Source organism: Pseudovibrio sp. Ad37 (assembly GCF_001623075.1).
In the GTDB taxonomy this organism is placed as follows: Bacteria; Pseudomonadota; Alphaproteobacteria; order Rhizobiales; family Stappiaceae; genus Pseudovibrio.
Genome location: NZ_LMCF01000151.1, coordinates 1 through 19,856 on the forward strand (window position 1 = coordinate 1; position 19,856 = coordinate 19,856).

Sequence of the window (19,856 nt, forward strand, 5' to 3'; positions counted from 1 at the left end):
CAACCCGTTCACGTAATTCTATCGGATATGGCTTGCCCATGTGCCCTCCAAAAACAAGGATGGCAACATTGAATCACAAAAAGTTAAAATGAGAAACCTGAATCAGATCTGGCGCAGCACGCTCTAGGCTCAAGTTTTGTTCACTCTGTGATTTAACACTTAATCAAGGCCCGATAGCCTGCTAAAGGCATCTCAACGACTATTTACAGTACTATGGAGAACCACCATGTCTGACGCAGGCACCACCAAAGATCAAAGCGAAGCAGAACGCCCAATGCTTGGCAAGCTGCTGCACAATGGTGTTCAGCGTATCGTCATGCAACGCCCGGAGCGCATGAATGCCATGTCCATGGCCATGATGAAAGAACTCTGCACTGCACTGGATGAAGCGGCAGCAAACCCGGAAGTGCGCGTTGTGTTGCTCGGCGCTGAAGGCAAAGTCTTTTGCGCAGGTCACGACCTGAAAGAGCTAACAGCTGCACGTGCGCAAGCAGATGGCGGCAAAGCCTTCTATCAGCAGACATTCGATCAATGCGCTGAGCTCATGCAAAAGATCGTGAACCTTCCAAAGCCAGTCATCGGCGTTGTAACTGGCGTTGCAACAGCAGCAGGCTGCCAGTTGGTTGCCTCCTGTGATCTGGTACTGGCACTGGATACAGCAACCTTCTGCACCCCCGGCGTTAACATCGGCCTCTTCTGCTCCACCCCAATGGTGGCGCTGACCCGCAACATTGGCCGCAAACAGGCCATGGAAATGCTATTGACTGGTGAAAGCATTGATGCCTCCACTGCGAAGGAATACGGGCTGATCAACCGGGTGGTGCAAGCCGATTATCTGGAAGTCGTGGTTCAGAAATACGCTGAGGTCATTGCGTCTAAATCAGCCCTTACAGTCAAAACCGGTAAGGAAGCATTCTACAAGCAGGCCGATATGCCATTGGCAGAAGCCTATGCTTACACCTCTCAGGTCATGGCAGAGAACATGTTGGCCAATGACGCAGAAGAAGGCATCAACGCCTTCCTTCAAAAGCGCACACCAGATTGGAAAGACAGCTGATCAGGATGTAGGGAGCCGCACATGACAACCGGGCATTCAAAAAGATCACTAGCTCAAAAGCTAGGTCTGAAACCCGGCATGAGCTGCTGGTGGCACAACATGCCACAAACCGTCTTCGATGAAATTGCAGCAGGAGTTGACGATCTGGTCCTCCTGCCTACTCTGGAAAACGGCGTAAACACTGCCCATATTTTTTGTAACGGGTCAAAGCGAACTAGCAGATCTGCTGAGTAAACTGCGCAGGACACTGAATGCAGACGGTATGATCTGGGTCTCATGGCCTAAGAAAGCATCCAAAGTCCCTTCAGAGGTGACAGAAGATACGGTTAGAGAAGTTTGCTTGCCTATGGGACTTGTCGATATCAAGGTTTGCGCAGTTGACGCTGTCTGGTCCAGTATCAAGCTTGTTATTCGCAAGGAACTGCGTGAAGAGCACAGACAAATGCAGCTGGCAGCCAATGAAATTGCAGAAAGTTGATAAGAACATGAACCACGATCATTATTCAGACGACTACATTCAGGGCATTCTGGAAAACACAAAAACAATCGCATTGGTCGGCGCCAGCAACAAACCAGAACGCGCCAGCTTCCGCGTCCTCAACTATTTGCTTGAACAAGGCTATACAGTCTATCCAATCAATTCCGGTCAGGCAGGCACCGAAATCGCCGGCGCAAAAGTCTATGCGTCCCTGACAGACCTTCCAGAACCCGTCGACATGGTCGATGTCTTCCGCAATTCAGAAGCAGCGGCTGGTGTCATCGATGAGGTAATCGCTCTGCCAACGCTCCCCAAAGCAATCTGGCTTCAGCTGGGTGTCAGAAACGACGAAGCAGCAGCACGGGCAGAAGACAAGGGAATCAAAGTGGTAATGGACCGCTGCCCTAAGATCGAAATCCCACGCCTGGCATCAGTTACAGCCTGCTAAACACTCCTATCAGGCGCTCTCGATACCACGAACATTGAGAGCGCATCCGATAAATTAGAACGATTTTCCAATCCCACCAAGCAGAAGCGAACAGAATTTCAAGCATCAAATAGTCGGCAAGTTGCTTGAGCTTTCTGCAAGAGTGAAGAGCGCTCATCTTTTCATCTGAGCTTGCCAACCTCCGGTTGCCCCCTCATAGTTCCTAGCGGGAAATTATATAAATTTCAGCAGAGAATGACGCGCCTGTTCCAAGGGAATGCAAACCATGCACCTTGCGCAGAACCGTTCCATCCTGCAAGCGCATTGAAAGGACTGCCTTATGAGCGATCACACCCCAGGCTTTGATACCCTTGCAATTCACGCAGGCGCGAAACCAGACCCAACCACAGGCGCGCGCGCAACACCAATCTACCAAACCACATCTTTCGTGTTTGAGGATGTAGACCACGCTGCGTCCTTGTTTGGCCTGCAAGCATTTGGCAACATCTACACTCGCATCACAAACCCAACCACCGCTGTTCTTGAAGAGCGCGTGGCAACATTGGAAGGCGGCACTGCAACTCTGGCCGTGGCATCCGGCCACGCCGCACAGCTTCTGGCCTTCCACGCCCTCATGACACCCGGCTGCAACATCGTCGCCTCCAAGCGCATGTATGGCGGCACCATCAACCAGCTCAACCATTCTTTCAAAAGCTTCGGCTGGGATGTGAAATGGGCAGAAGGTCTGGACGCACAAAGCTTCACAGACCAGATCGACGAAAACACTCGTGCTGTCTTTATCGAAAGTGTCGCCAATCCAGGTGGCGTTATCATGGATATCGAGGGCATCTCAGCAGTGGCCAAAGATGCTGGCGTGCCTCTTATCGTCGACAACACGATGGCAACCCCATACCTCTGCCAGCCAATCAAACACGGCGCAGACATCGTGCTGCATTCCCTGACCAAGTTCATGGGCGGGCATGGCAACTCCATGGGCGGCGCAATTGTTGACGCTGGCACATTCGATTGGGCAGCATCCGGCAAATATCCAATGCTGACCGAACCTCGTCCAGAATACAACGACATGCGCTTGTTTGAGACCTTCGGCAACATCGCCTTTGCGATCTGCTGTCGTGTCCTCGGCCTGCGTGATCTCGGTCCAGCTATCTCACCGCAAAATGCCTTCATGCTCATCACAGGCATCGAGACACTTGCGTTGCGCATGCAGAAGCACTCTGACAATGCCCTAAAGGTCGCTGAGTTCCTCCAAAGCCATTCAGCTGTCAGCTGGGTCTCTTATGCAGGCCTCGCCAATGACCCATTCCATCAGGCGCATCAGAAGTACTGCCCGAAAGGCGCAGGCGCAGTCTTTACCTTCGGCCTGAAAGGTGGCTATGAGTCAGGTGTTGAACTGGTAAAAGGTCTGGAGCTATTCTCTCACCTTGCTAACATTGGTGACACCCGCTCGCTCGTCATCCATCCAGCGTCTACCACACACCGCCAGCTGTCTGACGCTCAAAAAACTGCTGCTGGAGCAGACCCGGATGTTGTTCGTGTTTCCATTGGCATTGAAGATGTTGCTGATATCATCGCAGATCTGAAGCAAGCGCTCGAAAAGGCATAATACGTTTACATTTCAATGCGGTATGATTGGAAAATGAATCAATCTACCAGCAATGACCATAAAACAAAAAAAGGCGCCCGCAAGGCGCCTTTTTCAATTCCACATCAACCACTTAGTCAGACAAACTGAATCATCATCTCAACGCAGCTTCTTTTTCGCGGCGAAGCAGACAAACCTGCTCGACAGCGAGCGCCAGAACAATAAGCGCCATCGCCTGATGCGCCAATGCGCGATCCATCGGCACCATACCAAGCAGCGTCACAACACCAAGGAACACCTGAATAACAATCGCCACCATCAACCAGCTGGCATTGCTCTTCAGCACGCTCTCTCTGTTGCCGCGCATCAGATAGAAACCCTGCACAAACACAGCAATCACCAGCGCATAAGCGATCATGCGGTGCTGGAACTGCACCATCATCACATTCTCAAAAAAGTTGATCCACCAAGGAGACATGACAAACAAACCTGATGGAATAATCTGCCCATCCATCAGCGGCCAGGTGTTAAATGTCAGCCCTGCATTGAGGCCTGCAACCAATGCCCCTAGGAACAGCTGAAAGAGCACCAAGCCAACAATGGCATATGCACCAAATAAACCATCACCAAACACATTCCAGCCTTCACGCTCAAGCTCTGGGCGGCGCTTTAACACAGCTGCTAGATAATACAGGTAAGCAAACAGAATACAGGCCACACTCAAGTGCACAGCAAGACGGTACTGGCTCACATCCACGCGGTTCACAAGGCCAGACGCTACCATCCACCAGCCAATGCCCCCCTGCAATCCACCTAGCAAGAACGCAACCACAAGCCGCGGCTTAAGCCATGAACTCACCTGTCCACGAGCCCAAAACCACACAAGCGGGATGAAAAAGAAGAGCCCAATCACCCGGCCCAGCAAGCGGTGTCCCCACTCCCACCAGAAGATAGACTTGAACTCGCCAAGCGTCATACCCTCATTGAGCAGCTTGTACTGCGGGATCTGTTTGTATTTCTCAAACTCCTCCGCCCATTCAGCTGCACTCAGCGGCGGAATGGCACCATGTATTGGCTTCCATTCAGTAATGGAAAGGCCGGATTCGGTCAGGCGGGTCGCCCCGCCCACAACAACCATGGCCAAAATCAGGAAGCAGATAAACAGCAACCACACGCGAATTTGCCTGCGGTTGGAAAGGTCTTGAGCAGAAAGATCTGAACTGTAGAACGGAGTAGACATGACACCTATTCGAAGAACTTGTTTGCCCCTATATATGTCAGATCAGCAACCAAATCAGGAAAAATACGCAGATCCTCACAGCAGTCTAGACAAATTACCTAGATTTTTCAGGTGAAAGTCAGTCATGCAATAGCACTGCTGTGTCATAGACTTAGAGAACACGAAAGCGGGTCTGCACAATCTAAATTGCAAATTACCAGCAAGATCCTCTTGAAAAATATATGCATTTTGAACTATGGCTTGCGCGGAAAAGAAAGGCCCTACGCAAAGAGGCTTTCAAGGAGAACTCTATGGTTTCGCCATTTCGCCGTTTCATCGGCATGGTATTTTTAGTGACTTTTGTTCTTGTCTATATCTTCCTGGCAATGGTCATTGGCGATATAACAATGGCGGGCAAGCATTGGTCTATTAAGCTTATCTTTTTTGCAATTGCTGGTTTGATCTGGGTGGTTCCGGCGGGATTGATTATCAGCTGGACCTATAAAAAGCGCTAGGCCCTAAAGGTTCAAGTCCTGATCAGAGCTCACGCTCTTCTCAAAAAAGACCGGATGCGCTTCACCGTGTAATAAGCCGCAAACGCGGCTCCGGTCAGATACACATCAACCATTCTTTGGTGTTGATGTAATCCATTCAATGAGACACGTGGCAAATGATAGCGTCGCTTGAGATTTTCCGTAGTCAAGGTTCCCGGTTGTGTCGTCACAGCCGCCGCAAAACCCAGTTCCTCAGCAACACTTTCACAGCGTTTATCAACCGCTTCAGCGAACCCGTAAGGATACGCTAATACCATCGGCGTCTTGCCTAACTGCGCAGTCATCTCCTCCAGCCCTGCCTGAATATGCTGTCGGATGTCCTCTCGGGTAGAAAGCCGCGCCAACATCGGATGAGTGTCCGTATGTGCGCCCAGGCTGACCAGTGGATCCTGAGAGAATGCACGCAACTCTTCAAAAGACAGAATCAGCTCTCGGCAAAGCACTCGCCAATCCAATCCATAACGCTCTGCAGCCTCCCGAATAACTGCCCGCTGTTTAGCCTCTGGCACCTCGCTGATAAGCATGCAACGCGCTGATACAAACGATGCCTCTTTATGCTTTAAAGAGGTGCAATCATAATCAAACTGTTTGTCTTCATATCGGAATGAGATGTGGTCATTCTCAGCGATGAGCTGTTCTATGATAATCCACCACAGCTCAGAGTTATGCTTGCTGTATTCGCTGCTGATAAAAACGGTGAAAGGAACATCAAGTTCCTTTAGCACGGGAAAAGCCACATCTCGGTTATCTTTATAACCATCATCAAAAGTCAAAACCGCAAACTTCTGAGAGCATTGCCTTTTGCTTTGAAGCCGTTCCAAAGCATCATCCAGTGAAATAAACTCGTATCCCGCCTGCCGAACCTGAATAACGGTTTTACGCAAAAATTCTGGTGTAACTTCAAGCAGTTTATTAGGCTGAAAGGGCCCGGTCGTTTCAGGGAGAACACGATGAAGCGTAAAAATAATGCCATCACCAGCGGTCATGTTCCTGAATAATCTGGCAGGCCCACGGCTACTTAAAAAGTAGCTGGCGTAATCAATAACTAAATGCTTGAAGGACTTCCGCACGGAGACCCCCTAGTTCCAAACCGAATATCTCTCAAATTGTAACTGGGAATTATTTACGATTAATTTCAATTTGGGTTGTTCTACCTAGTTAGATTTGAGATTCATTAAGAGCTTGGAACTAATAATTCCTTGTATTTTATTTAGGGCATTTTTCAATGACACTTCCACAATCCACGTCAAACAGCGAGCGCTCTAACCGTGCTGATTGTAATAACACGCTGGATTTGAGTAAGTTTTCTTTTCAGATCATCTCAGATACAGACCTGTCAAAACTGCGGAATGATTGGCTCATTCTGGAAGCATCAGGCGATGGAAGTGCCTATCACGCCTATGAATGGTGTAAAAGCTGGGCAGAACATGTTGCTCACTCAGAAAGAGTCACCACACTGATTGTTGTCGGGTACATCGGCGCAAAACTCCATGTCCTGCTACCTCTCGCTCTCCATCAGTGCCACCTTGCAAAAACCGCCCGATGGCTCGGAGAGGAAATCTTCAACCAGAACACGGGCTATTGGTCTCAAGAGCTATTACAAGCTCCGCAGGCACATTTTCTCCGCCCTCGCCTAGTTGCAGCCCTCAAAGCATGGGGCGTTGATCTCATCCACCTTGGCAACATGGCAAGTCGTGTGGGCACCTACGACAACCCGTTAATCTGTTTGGATGACACCACGAGCACCAATGCAATCTATCCGTTTGAGCTTACAAGCCCTGCGGAAGAATTCGTCAAAGCACAACGTTCTAAAGGTGCCCGCAAAAAGCACCGCAGTAAACTTAGCAAACTTCAGTCACTGGGCACGCTCAGCTTCAAGGCCGAAGTCACAAAAGAAGGCGCAGCCGCCGCCGTTGATGCCATGATTAGGCAACGAGAACTCCGGCAGGCTGAGACAGGTATTCCAACCGCCTTCGCCCTTCCCAACTACCAGCGTTTCGTGCGTGAGGCATTCTCAAACCTTTCGCAAGATGACAGCCCGTCAAAACCGGTGGTTTACAGCCTGAAACTTGATGATGAGATCATCAGCACATGCCTCAGTCTTAAGTCTGGAAAACGAGTATATTGCTACTGCACCTCCATCATTAATGGCGAACTGATGCGACATAGTCCCGGCGAGTTGCTCATGCAGCACGTCATTGAGGACATGTGCAATGAAGGCATGGAGATCTTTGACTTTGGATTGGGCGAAGAGCGTTTCAAGCTGGCATGGGCTGAACCAGAACACTTAAAGGACTGGATCGAACCACTCACTTTCAAAGGAAAGCTCGCCGCGGCTCTCGAAAACGTCATACTCAGCTCTAAACGTAAGCTTAGAAACAACGAGAGATTTTGGCAGCTTTATAGGCGTGTTCGTAGAATTTTCGCTCGCATACAGCACTAAGCTCACTCAAAACATTTTGAACAGCTTTTATGCTGCCATATCAACCTGTAGCCAAGCCGCAGCTTCATTGCTGACCACTCGCTCCACCTCAACGGGTGCCTTGGTGTGCTTTTCAAGGATGGTCAGAGCTTTTTCCAGTTCAGGGCCTGCTGGTGACCCGTCAGTCGCAATAATTACGCGATCCGCTTCAGAAAGCATCTGCGCGCAAATCAAGCTCGGTTCGATGAGACCGAGATCAGCCACGATTACGTCATACGTCAGATCTAGGGCTTCCATGATGAGATTATAGCGCCCGCCATAAACCACTTCATCACGAATAGGCATGACACCTGATTGTATCACATGCGCACGGGAAACAGGATCGCGGTGGATCACGTTCGTAAAGGCCGCCTCGCCTTCCAACAACTCTGCAAAACCCGGCTTCAACGGATCATCAGAACCCTCTTCAGCTTGAGGCACATCCCCAACTTCTTCAAGCGGCGTTTCTTTGAGGATGGACTGTGCCCCTTCACCGCCTTCAGACCGCACCTCGACGACCACAGGCATAATACCGCGCTCGGCAATCTTGCGCGTACAGCTTAGAGCAACGCGTGAAGACAGGCTTTCATCCTCAACACTGAGCACAACCACACGGCCAACCTTTGCAAGCTGATTGGCGTTATCAGCCTTGACTTCCTTTAGAGTGATTGACGAAACCTCAGCACTTGCTTCTTCTTCCTCAAACTCCTCGTCAAACTCTTCTTCTTCGCGTGCTTCGTCATGCTCTTCTTCAAAAGCTTCCTCCTCAGCAAGCTCTGTCATTTCCTCTTGAGGCTCTTCCTCCTCTGAAGTTTCCTGCTCCTCATCAGACTTGTCTTCCTCTTCAACAAAGGAAGGCTTCAACTCGACAGGAGGAGCGGCAACAGCATGGCTGCGGGTCGTTGCATCCACCACGCTTTCAAGCGCATTAGAGGTTGCCGTACCAGTCGCTTCTTTCGGATTGGCGGCAGGTGCCGTTGGCGTAGAAAATGTTTCGCGGCGTAAAACTTCTCCAGCAATCAAAGCACGTGCAATCACCCAAAGGCAGCCGAGGAAGAACGCGGCGAAACCAGCAATCGCAGCAAGCGCAGAAGGTTTCCGGCCAGATGGTTCACTTGGCACAGAGGCACGTGAAATCACACGGGAGTCAGCATTCAGCACACCAACGCCCTGCAGCACTTCAGCTTCGCGCAGGCTCACAAGCAACTGGTTCAGCTGCTCTTCTTTGGAGCGTGCTTCGCGCTGCAACTCCTGCAAACGAACCTGATCAGCGCCCGAACGGGCAGCTTCTACCTTCAACGCATTCACCTGCTCATTGAGAGCGACATAACGGTCCTGAGCAATCTTGGCATCATTCTCAAGGCCAATAACAATTTTCTCCGCCTCAGCGCGGATCTGACGATCGTACCCACGCAGCTGGGAGCGCAGTGCTTTGATCTGCGGGTGATTTGGCAGGAGCGTAGTTGAAAGCTCCGCAATGCGATTTTCCAGCGCCAACTGACGCTCACGCAAGCGTTGGATTAGAGACGAAGCCAGAACCTGCGTCGCAGTTTCCAAAGACCCACCATCTTCCAGCAAGGATCGGATCTGTCGCGCCTGAGCTTCAGCCTGCGACTTAGCCACTATGGCGGAAGAAACCTGAGAGTTGAGTTCAGCCAGCTGCTGTTGGTTCAGCGTCCTGTTTTCGGACCCAAGCAACAGGTCAGCACCCGCACGAAATTCAGCAACGGTCTTTTTCGCAGCCTCAACTTCATTTTCAAGGCGTGCAACCTGAGGCGCAAGTGCATCAGCCGTGTTATTGGTCACCGCGCGCTTCGCATTGTCCTGCAGCATGCGATACTCGTTGACCACCGTGTTAGCAACACGTGCAGCAAGTTCTGGGTCTTTGCTCGTAAAGCGCACTGCGATTACGCGGGATCCATCGACCTGATACACATCCAAATTGCTCGTGAACTTGTTCAACAGCCGCTCGGCTTCACTCACCTGGCCAGATGTCGGTTCAAGCCCAACACGGGTCATCAGTTGATCAACAAGGCCCGGCTTGCTTTTAGCCGCAAAAACACTGTTGTTTGCAAGATCAAGTGTTTGCACAACGTGGCGCGCCAAATCACGCGACTGCAGCAACTGTACTTGGCTGGCGATACCTTCTTTATCCAGCAGAGAACGTTCCTGCTCGCTGTTACGGATTTGGCCAGGCAGCACAATCTTGGCTGTATCAATGAGGACTTTGGATTCGCTTGTGTATTTAGCAGTTTGCTTGCTGGCCAGGTAAAAAGTGCCAAAGGCGATCAGCGCTGCAAAAGGGACCACCCAGAGGAGCCCCTTAAACACTTTTTTGAACAGCACGCCCATATCAAGAAAGACATCTTCTTGCGGCACAGCCCACTTCCCCACTCAACACAAAGCCCGAAACAATTTTCAATCACAAGAATGCATAGACAGGGTAACCAAGTTATTAAGCACCTTAATCAAATGCTGGAAAGAAATGACAAAGCGCCCAACAATTCTTGCAAAATTAACTAGAGGATAATTACAATATTTATACTCTGTTAACCTTAAGCGCCGAAATATACTCTCAATGAATTTAAAGGATTTCGTAATGCGCCCGCGCCTACTAGCAGTTATTGCTGGCTTAACTCTGTTAGTGAGTTGTTCATCCTATAAAAAGCCAGAGCCTGCTTTTCATGAGGAACTGGTCCAGCCATACACTCTTGCTGCAAGCGACGAAGTCCGCATTATTGTTTTTGGACAGGCTGATCTGTCTAATACTTACAAGATTGATCAGGGTGGCAGCCTCGCCTTCCCATTGATCGGTCAGATCAACGCAACAGGCAAAACTCCAAAACAACTCGCAAGCATGATCCGCGCCCGTCTAAAAAACGGTTTCATCCGCGATCCCGACGTTTCTGTTGAAGTTTCCGTCTACCGACCAATCTTCATCATGGGTGAAGTCAGAAACGCAGGCCAGTACGCCTACCTTCCAGGCATGACCGTGCAAAACGCCGTCGCCACAGCTGGAGGCTTTACTGCAAGAGCACGCCAGCAGGATGTTGACCTGACCCGGCAGATCGGCGGTGAAATTGCCAGCGGGCCAGCACCAATCACAACACCGGTTCGCCCTGGCGACACACTCTATGTGCATGAAAGGCTCTTTTAAATTAAGAGCATGCACCCTACATGCCTTTGCGTTTTATTAGGCTAAAACTCACGATTAAGAGTTAATTAACCCTGTCGATTAACAGGTCAAACAGTATTTTAAGCTAGCAATAAACTCAATTGCGCGGCGGTCTGTGCTGGGGAGCATAAGACAATGCATGCGCGGTGGGGAGTTTGCTGCGGATGTCTACGGACAAGCTGAAAATCGTTCATTGCATACGTGCGCCTTTAGGCGGCGCGTTTCGTCATCTTATGGATCTTGTTGAAGAACAGATCGAGATGGGCCATGAACTTGGCATTGTGTGTGCCTCCAACGCTATCCCTCCTTCATCAATGAAGCAATTAGAAGCCTTAAAGCCTAGTCTTTCCCTTGGCTTACTCGCTGTTCCAATGGCACGATCACTCGCTCCCAAAGACCTTTTCAACTTCTACAAGCTCACAAAACATCTTGCCCCTTTAAAGCCGGATGTCTTGCACGGTCATGGCGCTAAAGGTGGCGTCTGGGCACGCACCATAGGGTCTGCACTGAGGCTACACGGAATCAAAACCCAGCGCGTTTACAGCCCTCACGGCGGCAGCCTCCACTACGATTTCTCAACCACATCAGGCAAAGTCTATATCACGCTTGAAAAGCTATTGAGACCACTCACAGACTCACTTGTGTTTACCAGTGCGTTTGAGAAAGCAGCTTATCAACAAAAGATCGGCCTGAACGGCAACCATCCACACCACAAGATCGTACATAACGGTTTGCGGCAAGTAGAGTTCAAACGCAGCACAGCTCGCGAGAACGCAGCTGACCTACTCTTCGTCGGAGAGCTTCGTCTTTTGAAAGGCGTCGATCTGCTCATCAATACTCTGGATGAATTGCACAAAAACTCCAGTACCAAGCCAACCCTTGCAATTATAGGAGATGGCCCAGACCGTGCTCTGTTTGAGCAAATGGTCCGAGATAAGAAGCTACAAGCCTACATTACCTTTCATGGGTTCTTACCACTCAGCCAAGCTCTTCCACGCGGCAAAACAGCAATCATTCCCTCACGAGCAGAAGCTCTGCCGTATATCGTGTTGGAACTCCTTGCAGCACAAAAACCGCTGATCACAACCCGCGTAGGCGGCATACCTGAGATTTATGCAGAGCATCACAAAACACTTGTTCAACCTGATGATCAGCAGTCACTGACAAATGCAGTCAGTTGGGCGCTTGCTCATTCTGAAGAGCAAACCCAACTAAGCCTGCAACTGCAGAACCATCTGAAAACGAATTTCACTCTGTCGCAAATGGCGCAGAGCATCACCCAACTTTATCACCCTGTTCAAAGTGCGAAAGATGAACTGGCAGACGCCTCACAGCAGTCTCAACAGTCCACGCTGCACTCACAAAACAAACTCACTTAGGCGCACGACATAATGGTCAAGCATCGCTTCAATGTAATTGAGAGTGGCCCGTCACCTGATGACCAATCCGGGACGAACGGTCAGCAGACTTCTTTGACACAAAATGAAGACATCACGATAAGTAATCTGTCCAAGGATGCTCTGGAGGTGGCAGCTACCCTGCGCACCAACACCATCTCTAAAACGGTTTTTGATGGTTTCATGCGCTGCTCAGATGCGACCTTGATCGTTCTGACAGGTGTTTTCGCTTATCTGAGCGGAGCCTCCCTTGATATCCCGCCTCTCTGGCAGATCTTCGCACTGTTCGAAGCCTCCCTGATTGGTGTCATGTTGTTTCAAATGGCTGACATGTATCAAGCCAACGCCCTGCAAAAAGTCGTGGCTCAGGCCATGCGCCTCATCACAGCATGGGCACTGGTATTCGCGGCTTTGATCACGTCTCTGCTGCTTATCCTACCCTCTACGGAGATTCCACAGACTTTCCTGCTGAAGTGGTTTGTGAGCGGGGCTGTGGTCCTCACAATCTTCCGAATGGTCATGCGTGGCTTTATTGTGCGCTGGACTCGCATGGGTCGCTTGAGCCGCAGAGCAGTCCTCGTCGGAGGTGGGCAAAGTGCTGCTGATCTCATCGCAGAACTTGAGCGCCAACCAAACAATGACATTGAGATTTGCGGGATTTTTGATGACCGCTCAAATGATCGTTCCCCACCAAACGTCGCAGGCTATCAAAAGCTTGGCAACGTTTCTGATCTGGTAGAGTTCGCCCGCATCGCCCAAATCGACATGTTGCTGGTGACAATCCCGATCCGCGCAGAAAAGCGCATCATTCAGCTGCTGGAAAAGCTCTGGGTTCTCCCGGTCGATATCCGCCTCTCAGCGCATGCTGATAAACTCCGCTTCCGCCAAAGGGCCTCGTCTTTCGTGGGCGCAGTGCCGTTTGTGGATGTTCTTGAAAAACCGATCGCAGATTGGGACACAATTGCAAAGCGCGCCTTCGATATCTTCTTCGCAAGCATTTCGCTGATTGCCCTCTCTCCGGTTATGCTGATCACAGCATTGCTGATCAAGCTGGACAGTCCCGGCCCGGTCATCTTCCGCCAGAAACGCTATGGATTTAACAACGAGCTGATCGACGTCTTCAAGTTCCGTTCCATGTACCACAACATGACGGACGCCAACGCCTCAAAACTGGTGACCAAAGGCGATCCACGCGTTACCAAAATCGGTCGCATCATCCGCAAGACCTCCATTGACGAGTTGCCTCAGCTGATGAACGTACTGATGGGACAGCTCTCTCTCGTTGGCCCTCGCCCACACGCTCTGTCCGCAAAAGCCGAAGATCGCCTCTATGAGAACGTGGTGGATGGCTATTTCGCACGCCACAAGGTCAAGCCAGGTGTCACCGGTTGGGCGCAGATCAAAGGTTGGCGCGGCGAAACGGATACCGAAGACAAAATCCAAAAGCGTGTCGAATGCGACATCTACTACATTGAAAATTGGTCCGTTTTCTTTGACCTCTACATCCTGATTAAAACACCGTTCTGCCTTCTGGAAACGGAAAACGCATATTGACCGACTTATCGCGCCCACACGATGCAACCAGAAATACACACCCCTTCTGGTATGTGCCTCTGACAATCGGCACAGAAACAATAGCCAGAGCGCTGTTGTTCCTGACCGCATCTGTGAGCGCGCTCGTTATCATCGAACCAGCTCCCTATGATCTGCTGATCGCCCTCTTGTTGGTGGGCTGGTCCTTCTTTGGGCTGGAACTGCGTAAGGACATTCTGCCTCTTCTGATTTTGCTGTGTTTTTACATAGCAGGCGGAATTCTTGCCTTACCCGCAGCCGCAGACACCAAAGAAGCCGTCACCTTCTATGCCGTAACGATCTTCCTGGCGTTTTCATCGTTCTTGTATGCAGCAACCCTGTCTGCAAAAATTGAACGGATAGTCATCATTGAGAAGGGTTACTTGCTGGCGGCTCTGTTTGCCACCCTGCTTGCCATTGCTGGTTACTTCAACGCCTTCCCCGGCGCTTATGACCAGTTCACCCTGTATGGCCGCGCAAAAGGCACCTTCAAGGATCCAAACGTCTACGGCCCCTTTCTGCTCCTGCCGACGCTGCTGATCATCTACGACATTCTTACCAAGCCTTTGCGAGAGAACATCTTCAAGTCAGGCGCGCTGCTCATCCTCTTGCTGGGAGCGTTCCTTTCTTTCTCCCGTGCAGCCTGGGGCATGACACTGGGCGGAGCACTCATGGTGTTTCTCCTCGTCTTCATCAACGAGCAGCGCTCCCTACCGCGTATGAAGCTGCTCGGTATCCTTGGTCTTACAGGTGTCGGCCTCATCATTGCGCTGTTTGCAATTCTTTCAATTGAATCGATCTCGGAGATGTTCACGCTCCGCGCCAAGCTCGTGCAGGATTATGACGGCGCACGTTTAGGGCGTTTTGGACGCTGGGGGGAAGGCTTCACACTTGTCACAGAACGCCCGTTTGGTCTTGGTGTCGGCGGCTTCAATTCCATCTTCCCTGAGGATGAACACAACTCCTACCTCAAAGCCTTTACAACCTATGGGTGGCTTGGCGGCCTGTCCTATGTAACGCTTGTTTTCTGGACATTGATCAAAGCTTTGCCACTGGTCTTCAAGCCCCGGCCTTGGCAGAAATACATCATCTGCACTTATGTGGCGTTCCTGCTACACGCTTGTGTTAGCTTCATTATCGACACAGATCATTGGCGCCACTACTTTCTGCTACTCGGCATTCTGTGGGCCATCATCGCAGCGGAATCCGGCATCTCACGCTACAGGCGTTTTCCACCAGCACAATAAGCCCAGTTTCATTTGATCCTTGATCGGACAACCTGAATTAGGTAGGAAAGTTGTGTGGTAAGCTGTTAAGGCAGCTCCACAAATAGGAATACTTGCATATGCGGCAACGCATCCAGGCGCAAGGTTCCTCAAGGTTCGGGTAGTAGCGCAGCCTGGTAGCGCACTTCACTGGGGGTGAAGGGGTCGTCGGTTCAAATCCGGCCTACCCGACCAATCTTTTCAAAGGCTTAGCTTAAGAAAATAAAGCGTGCCACTGAACAGATGTTCAAAGTGAACCTTTTCAGACAGAAAAAGCCTTTAGTTTTGAGCGCTATTGGAACACTTCATTTCTTGGCTGAACCGGTAGCAGTGCGCCTTCTCTCATGCCATAGCGTGCTTTTTGTTTAGTTCTTCTACCTGACCGAATATGCGTTTAGCCATTAGAATATGCAGATACGCAAGGCGCTCATGCACTGCAGAGCAGGCTGATAAGAAATCTGCTTTTTCTTGCACACAGTACAACTTTTAATTGCATTCATGTACTGGGTGCAATATAAAGAAAATGTGAAGGGGGCGGGGTACTCCCACCCCCCTTAACTCAGGAGAAAAGCTTATGACATTTGAAGTTGCAAGCTTCATCCTTCAAGTCATCGTTGCGATAGTCATTATCGCTAATGTCTATCGACACTGGTAACTTGAGGGGCGGGAAGGATGGTCCCTTCCCGCAACTCCTGAGTGATAACATAGCGGGTGAAACATGAAAACACAACGAAAGTCAGCTATCATTTTAGCAGCACTCTTTGTGCTTTTTCTTGCAGTCTATTATCTGCCAACTCTCATGAGAATGTTTTGAGGTGCCTGGAATGACCCCAGAGAGCTTTAAAGCGTGGCGAAAAGCGAATGGTTTCAGATCAAGAAGGGCTGCAGCCGAAGCTCTTGGCATATCTGAGGGTAGCGTCCTGAACTATGAGACAGGCCATAGGCGCGAAGATCCAACGCGCTTGGTCGTTATTCCACGCCACATCGCTTTAGCGTGCGCAGCCATATCAGCGGGTTTAGAGCCGACTGGCGACTAATCAACGATAGGAGGTTTGGTATTGCCTTATCAAGGCCCGCCTGAGCGCCCCTCTGAGCTCTACGTGGGGTTTGCTATGGCTTGCGCTTTTGCAAAGTCCACGGAGGATCTGAAGAGTGTTGGGAGCCATTACAAAAGCCTCATAGAAAGGCATGGTAGGCAAGATATTTGCCGTCAGATCTATAAAGATAGATTTGAGGAAATCAGGAAGGGAGGCAATGAAGTAGAGCGCAGCCAAATAGCCGCGCCCTAAAAGGAACATTTTGGACGGGTTGCAGATCGTCCTAGTCTATTCCCCCGGTAGTTTCATACTGGATGAGAAGGTCAATGCAATGCTTCGCCTTCTCCAGATCTTGGATACCGTTTTTCTCTCTGAAGCGAGTAACGTACTTCACTGCCGTGTGCTGCAACGGGTCCAGATTGTTTTTCATTGAGTACTGAAAAGGTTGAATAGGCCGATTTTTATAATGGTCGCCGCCTACCTGTGTTTGAGACGCTTTAGGCTCATTCAGATCAATCAAGTCTTTCATTGTACCATTTCCGGCCTAATTGTCAGTCGCCCGGTTTCACCGTGTAGTTTGTGATACGTGATGACTTTCGCGGCACGCTTTGAGACATAACCAGATGTTGCAGAATGTGCATCAGCAGGCGCGAGCGTTTGGTGCTGCTCCACTTCCATCAAAGAATCTTCCTTAGCCTTGAGCTGGTCTTTGTGGTGAAAGTGTCCAATGTGCGCATAGCTGTGTTGCGTGCGCCCGTAGATATCCCGAAACTTTGCCTCCATAGTCGGCGCTACTTGATTGACGCCACGCTTATGACCGTGATGGAAGAAAAGCGAAGTGTTTCCAAACTCAAAGGCGTGATAGAGATCTGCTGTTGTATCTACGGTTACTCGCGGTTCATTCTCATAAAGGATTGCCAGGAATTCCCGCATCATGACTGAACTGGACATGTCGTGATTGCCGGAAACCCAAATAAGGTGCAGCTCTTCGTGCTTTTGATGCATCATCTCAACAATTTGCCGGACGATAGAGAGCGCACGTCGCACAAGCTTATGCCAGCGAGTATCGGCATCCAGAATGTGCCCACTTGTTGGAGTGGCTGGCAAAAGGCCATCCCAATGCAGAAAGTCGCCCAACTGGGCTAAAACAGCCGTCTTAGCATTCGGCGCCTGCTTGATTGCAGCTCCAAACCAGCGGACAATTAAGTCCTCTGCTTTGGACATATCCCAATCGGCAACGCGGGTTTCATCTGCATCTGCCAGCATGCCAAGATGATAATCAGTAAGGATATAGGTTGCGCACAAGTCCACTTCGCCAACCTCGGGAGCCACAACCGGCTGCGCTCGCGGCAAATCCTCGCGAAACGATTCGATTATCTCTCGCGCAACGAATTCAGGGCTCAGCTCAGTTTGGGAGTACTTCAGCCATGTCCGGCTTACGCTCCCATCTGGTTCCTTGGTTACGGTTGCACCTTTGATTTTAAGGTGCTTGGGAAGCTGCTCGCCCTCTCCTGTCTCTAAGGCATATTGATAGGAACGCCCCTTTACATTGCCGTTACCATCTTCAGAAACGCGCAGGGAACGTGTTTGCATTCCGGCAGGAGGTTTCCCTCCATCTTCGGAGTTTGCGTTTAAGCGACGATGGAAGCGTCCATAAGAGCAATCTAAGCCCTGCTCTTTCAAAAGACGAACGCCACCGGCCTCATTGTACGCTGCAACGATCTGCTCATCTGTTGCGCGTTTATGTTGTTCAGTCATGCAGCTACTCACAGCCCCGCTTCTTTCTTGGAAGCTCATCACGTATGAAAACATAGAGCCGCAAGAGCAAAAAGATTAAGCCAAGCAAGAAGGCGACTGGCTGAAGCCAGTCCGCCAACCAGTTCAGCCAGTCGTAGAATGGGAATGTCACCATAACACCCGCTACTGGAACGGTAGCGACAGTATTAACTCTGTTCATCTCCGCCCCTTGATTGCGCCTGTTATTGTTTGGATTGCCGCAGCAGAGACCCCAGAGCCAAAGATTGAAAAGAAGATATCGTTTCCCCATGGTTTTATAGAGTCTGGCAAGTCAGCAACCTGCCACGGAAAGCCGAACGCGGTATCGAGAACAACATGGGCAAACCAAATACCAAGCGGAACCGCGAACAATGACCAGACAGCCCACCAAATGCGCCATCCCATCGCCGTTTGTCTGCGTTCTGCTTCATAGCTCAGGTGCCGCTCAATCGCCACAGAGCGAAGCTTCTGGCGATCTGTTTCAGAATCTGTTCGCTTGTCGATGGTATCTAACGCTCGGTCCAATAGCTTTTCAGCGGAAGGCAAGCCGAGCAGCTCCCCCCCCCAATGATGCAAGAGTACTCCACATTAGGCAGGCTCCTTGTTCATCTGCTGCCAGAGCAGGAAGCCGAAGCCAAGCAGTGCCATAGCGACAAGGCCAACCTGAAGAATAGGTTGCTCTGAAACTGCACTGCCCAACATGCTCACACCTGTTGCAATTTTGCTGAGGCCTTCCGGCTGCATCCAGTTTGATTTAAGGCTTGCTTTTCCCTCAGCCTTGCCAGCAGCAGGCTTCGGTACTGGGATAGGTAATTTTGCACTTACCCCGACAGCTTGTTCATGAAGTCTGGTGGAACGATCAATAACGCCAATATCTCCATCTTGAATGCCGATTTCATCACCCATCACACGACGGGTCCAACCGTTCTTAAATGAGCTCCAGTTACTCAGCCGCTTCATATAAGCCCAACGCTTTTCATTGAGCCGTTTAATTAAGTCTGGCATGTCGCCTTCATTGGCGGCGCGCTTGACAGCATCCATAGTACCCCGACCAAAAACGCCGTCATCATCAACACCCAAAGCACGTTGCAGATACTCGATTGCACGCTTTGCGCCTGAGTTGATAGAGAAGTCAACAACCGTATAATCAAGGCCCGCAGGTAGCTCATCGAACCGAACAGGATCAAAGAACCAAGTTTTGAGAATTTCCTCTGCTTCTACTTTCGTGAGAGCCTTCACTTCGTCTTTAGAGACGTTACAGCCACGCCACTTAGAAAGCGTCTTGATTGTCACCCCGTGATTTGTTGCGCCTCCGGGGTCTTTGGGGTGGTCTACATATCCCATTTCGGACAGACCAACCCACTTCATAACGAGGCCAAAATTTTGCTTTGCCATGATTTATCCATTAAAAAACCCGCTCCAGCGTGTGCTGTGCGGGCGGGTTAATAGGAGTGCGTGAGAGTGGTTAAAGGGCTTCAGTCTTGACGTACAGAGAGCAGAAGCCACAAAAGCGCACAATGCCTTGCTGTAAAAGCCGGAGCATTCCCCTTCCATTTTTATAAAAAGTAAAATATGTATCCCCTCGAAATACTAACTTGAGGGGGGAAAGGTTTGACGATTCACACGCAGAGGAACGAAGTAGTAGGCAAGGCAACGCAAGATCATGAGTACGTTGACTTAAATTCATTTCTTAACTCCACCCCTAAGAGCGGGGTATCCAACATACGCTGCAATAACAGAATAATTCGAGTTACATTTCGCCCAAACCTTGAATCTCAGAAATTAATTGTCTTTTTCTCAGCTGCAGTGAACAGATCGAAAGTTGTTCGCTTTCC

The 19,856-nt window shown here is 50.3% G+C and carries 19 protein-coding genes and 1 tRNA gene; 12 read left to right on the forward strand and 8 right to left on the reverse strand.

Translation table 11 applies throughout. From position 1 onward, the window contains the following. Window positions 1–226: 226 nt before the first annotated feature. From PsAD37_RS19250 to PsAD37_RS19265, 5 genes are all read left to right on the forward strand, one after another. Complete coding sequence (locus PsAD37_RS19250; RefSeq protein ID WP_063297520.1) at window positions 227–1,057, forward strand: enoyl-CoA hydratase; 831 nt, start codon at window positions 227–229, stop codon at window positions 1,055–1,057. Between the two features lie 21 nt (window positions 1,058–1,078). Then, window positions 1,079–1,291 (forward strand): hypothetical protein, encoded by a 213-nt coding sequence (locus PsAD37_RS28905; protein ID WP_208991979.1) that lies wholly within the window; start codon window positions 1,079–1,081, stop codon window positions 1,289–1,291. Window positions 1,292–1,304: 13 nt separating this feature from the next. After that, complete coding sequence (locus PsAD37_RS28910) at window positions 1,305–1,535, forward strand: hypothetical protein (protein WP_370446619.1); 231 nt, start codon at window positions 1,305–1,307, stop codon at window positions 1,533–1,535. A 7-nt stretch (window positions 1,536–1,542) separates the two neighbouring features. Further along, window positions 1,543–1,983: a CoA-binding protein gene (locus PsAD37_RS19260; protein ID WP_063297573.1), complete on the forward strand. Its 441-nt coding sequence runs from the start codon at window positions 1,543–1,545 to the stop codon at window positions 1,981–1,983. A gap of 319 nt (window positions 1,984–2,302) precedes the next feature. Beyond that, window positions 2,303–3,586: an O-acetylhomoserine aminocarboxypropyltransferase gene (locus tag PsAD37_RS19265; protein WP_063297521.1), complete on the forward strand. Its 1,284-nt coding sequence runs from the start codon at window positions 2,303–2,305 to the stop codon at window positions 3,584–3,586. A gap of 133 nt (window positions 3,587–3,719) precedes the next feature. Here the strand turns inward: PsAD37_RS19265 and PsAD37_RS19270 are convergent, their stop codons facing one another. Beyond that, window positions 3,720–4,805, reverse strand: a complete 1,086-nt coding sequence (locus PsAD37_RS19270) for a COX15/CtaA family protein (protein ID WP_063297522.1) — start codon at window positions 4,803–4,805, stop codon at window positions 3,720–3,722. 290 nt (window positions 4,806–5,095) lie between these two features. Between PsAD37_RS19270 and PsAD37_RS19275 the strand changes: the two genes are divergently transcribed. Further along, a complete protein-coding gene (locus PsAD37_RS19275; RefSeq protein WP_057464452.1) occupies window positions 5,096–5,299 on the forward strand; it encodes a DUF2842 domain-containing protein in 204 nt (67 codons plus the stop codon). A gap of 29 nt (window positions 5,300–5,328) precedes the next feature. On the opposite strand, the gene PsAD37_RS19280 is transcribed toward PsAD37_RS19275, so the two are convergent. Continuing rightward, entirely contained in the window at window positions 5,329–6,408 is a 1,080-nt protein-coding gene (locus PsAD37_RS19280) for a polysaccharide deacetylase family protein (RefSeq protein WP_208991980.1), read from the reverse strand. A gap of 155 nt (window positions 6,409–6,563) precedes the next feature. On the opposite strand from PsAD37_RS19280, the gene PsAD37_RS19285 reads away from it, so the two are divergent. Then, window positions 6,564–7,781: a GNAT family N-acetyltransferase gene (locus PsAD37_RS19285; protein WP_063297524.1), complete on the forward strand. Its 1,218-nt coding sequence runs from the start codon at window positions 6,564–6,566 to the stop codon at window positions 7,779–7,781. A 27-nt stretch (window positions 7,782–7,808) separates the two neighbouring features. Here PsAD37_RS19285 and PsAD37_RS19290 read toward each other — a convergent pair whose 3' ends face one another. Then, on the reverse strand, window positions 7,809–10,178 hold the full coding sequence (locus PsAD37_RS19290; protein ID WP_063297525.1) for a GumC family protein: 2,370 nt from the start codon (window positions 10,176–10,178) through the stop codon (window positions 7,809–7,811). 220 nt (window positions 10,179–10,398) lie between these two features. Between PsAD37_RS19290 and PsAD37_RS19295 the strand changes: the two genes are divergently transcribed. The 5 genes from PsAD37_RS19295 (at window position 10,399) to PsAD37_RS19315 (ending at window position 15,403) form a co-directional block, all read left to right on the forward strand. Then, on the forward strand, window positions 10,399–10,956 hold the full coding sequence (locus PsAD37_RS19295; protein ID WP_063297526.1) for a polysaccharide biosynthesis/export family protein: 558 nt from the start codon (window positions 10,399–10,401) through the stop codon (window positions 10,954–10,956). Between the two features lie 182 nt (window positions 10,957–11,138). After that, window positions 11,139–12,353: a glycosyltransferase gene (locus PsAD37_RS19300; RefSeq protein ID WP_063297527.1), complete on the forward strand. Its 1,215-nt coding sequence runs from the start codon at window positions 11,139–11,141 to the stop codon at window positions 12,351–12,353. Window positions 12,354–12,365: 12 nt separating this feature from the next. Beyond that, entirely contained in the window at window positions 12,366–13,925 is a 1,560-nt protein-coding gene (locus PsAD37_RS19305; RefSeq protein WP_063297528.1) for an undecaprenyl-phosphate glucose phosphotransferase, read from the forward strand. Next, window positions 13,922–15,190 (forward strand): O-antigen ligase, encoded by a 1,269-nt coding sequence (locus tag PsAD37_RS19310; protein WP_208991981.1) that lies wholly within the window; start codon window positions 13,922–13,924, stop codon window positions 15,188–15,190. Before PsAD37_RS19305 ends, PsAD37_RS19310 begins: the two co-directional genes overlap by 4 nt. 136 nt (window positions 15,191–15,326) lie before the next feature. Next, window positions 15,327–15,403 (forward strand) — tRNA-Pro (locus PsAD37_RS19315). A gap of 1,125 nt (window positions 15,404–16,528) precedes the next feature. On the opposite strand, the gene PsAD37_RS19330 is transcribed toward PsAD37_RS19315, so the two are convergent. The 5 genes from PsAD37_RS19330 to PsAD37_RS19350 are packed head-to-tail and all read right to left on the reverse strand — an operon-like array spanning window position 16,529 to window position 19,416. Then, complete coding sequence (locus tag PsAD37_RS19330; RefSeq protein WP_063297531.1) at window positions 16,529–16,774, reverse strand: DUF3310 domain-containing protein; 246 nt, start codon at window positions 16,772–16,774, stop codon at window positions 16,529–16,531. Further along, window positions 16,771–18,003 carry a hypothetical protein gene (locus tag PsAD37_RS19335; RefSeq protein WP_063297532.1) on the reverse strand — a complete coding sequence of 411 codons (1,233 nt, stop codon included), beginning with the start codon at window positions 18,001–18,003 and terminating at the stop codon, window positions 16,771–16,773. The genes PsAD37_RS19330 and PsAD37_RS19335 overlap by 4 nt, the downstream gene beginning before the upstream one ends. Window positions 18,004–18,007: 4 nt before the next feature. Beyond that, window positions 18,008–18,202: a hypothetical protein gene (locus tag PsAD37_RS19340; RefSeq protein WP_063297533.1), complete on the reverse strand. Its 195-nt coding sequence runs from the start codon at window positions 18,200–18,202 to the stop codon at window positions 18,008–18,010. Then, window positions 18,199–18,567: a hypothetical protein gene (locus PsAD37_RS19345; RefSeq protein ID WP_153039808.1), complete on the reverse strand. Its 369-nt coding sequence runs from the start codon at window positions 18,565–18,567 to the stop codon at window positions 18,199–18,201. Before PsAD37_RS19345 ends, PsAD37_RS19340 begins: the two co-directional genes overlap by 4 nt. A 42-nt stretch (window positions 18,568–18,609) precedes the next feature. Continuing rightward, window positions 18,610–19,416, reverse strand: coding sequence for a glycoside hydrolase family 108 protein (locus PsAD37_RS19350; protein WP_063297535.1), 807 nt, complete (start codon window positions 19,414–19,416; stop codon window positions 18,610–18,612). Window positions 19,417–19,856 lie beyond the last annotated feature (440 nt).

Coding starts and splice junctions, on each gene's coding strand:
- PsAD37_RS19340 (WP_063297533.1), bottom strand. CDS start 18,202: ATGAACAGAGTTAATACTGTCGCTACCGTTCCAGTAGCGGGTGTTATG.
- PsAD37_RS28905 (WP_208991979.1), top strand. CDS start 1,079: ATGACAACCGGGCATTCAAAAAGATCACTAGCTCAAAAGCTAGGTCTG.
- PsAD37_RS19270 (WP_063297522.1), bottom strand. CDS start 4,805: ATGTCTACTCCGTTCTACAGTTCAGATCTTTCTGCTCAAGACCTTTCC.
- PsAD37_RS19250 (WP_063297520.1), top strand. CDS start 227: ATGTCTGACGCAGGCACCACCAAAGATCAAAGCGAAGCAGAACGCCCA.
- PsAD37_RS19305 (WP_063297528.1), top strand. CDS start 12,366: ATGGTCAAGCATCGCTTCAATGTAATTGAGAGTGGCCCGTCACCTGAT.
- PsAD37_RS19285 (WP_063297524.1), top strand. CDS start 6,564: ATGACACTTCCACAATCCACGTCAAACAGCGAGCGCTCTAACCGTGCT.
- PsAD37_RS19260 (WP_063297573.1), top strand. CDS start 1,543: ATGAACCACGATCATTATTCAGACGACTACATTCAGGGCATTCTGGAA.
- PsAD37_RS19335 (WP_063297532.1), bottom strand. CDS start 18,003: ATGACTGAACAACATAAACGCGCAACAGATGAGCAGATCGTTGCAGCG.
- PsAD37_RS19330 (WP_063297531.1), bottom strand. CDS start 16,774: ATGAAAGACTTGATTGATCTGAATGAGCCTAAAGCGTCTCAAACACAG.
- PsAD37_RS19265 (WP_063297521.1), top strand. CDS start 2,303: ATGAGCGATCACACCCCAGGCTTTGATACCCTTGCAATTCACGCAGGC.
- PsAD37_RS19300 (WP_063297527.1), top strand. CDS start 11,139: ATGTCTACGGACAAGCTGAAAATCGTTCATTGCATACGTGCGCCTTTA.
- PsAD37_RS19295 (WP_063297526.1), top strand. CDS start 10,399: ATGCGCCCGCGCCTACTAGCAGTTATTGCTGGCTTAACTCTGTTAGTG.
- PsAD37_RS19275 (WP_057464452.1), top strand. CDS start 5,096: ATGGTTTCGCCATTTCGCCGTTTCATCGGCATGGTATTTTTAGTGACT.
- PsAD37_RS19350 (WP_063297535.1), bottom strand. CDS start 19,416: ATGGCAAAGCAAAATTTTGGCCTCGTTATGAAGTGGGTTGGTCTGTCC.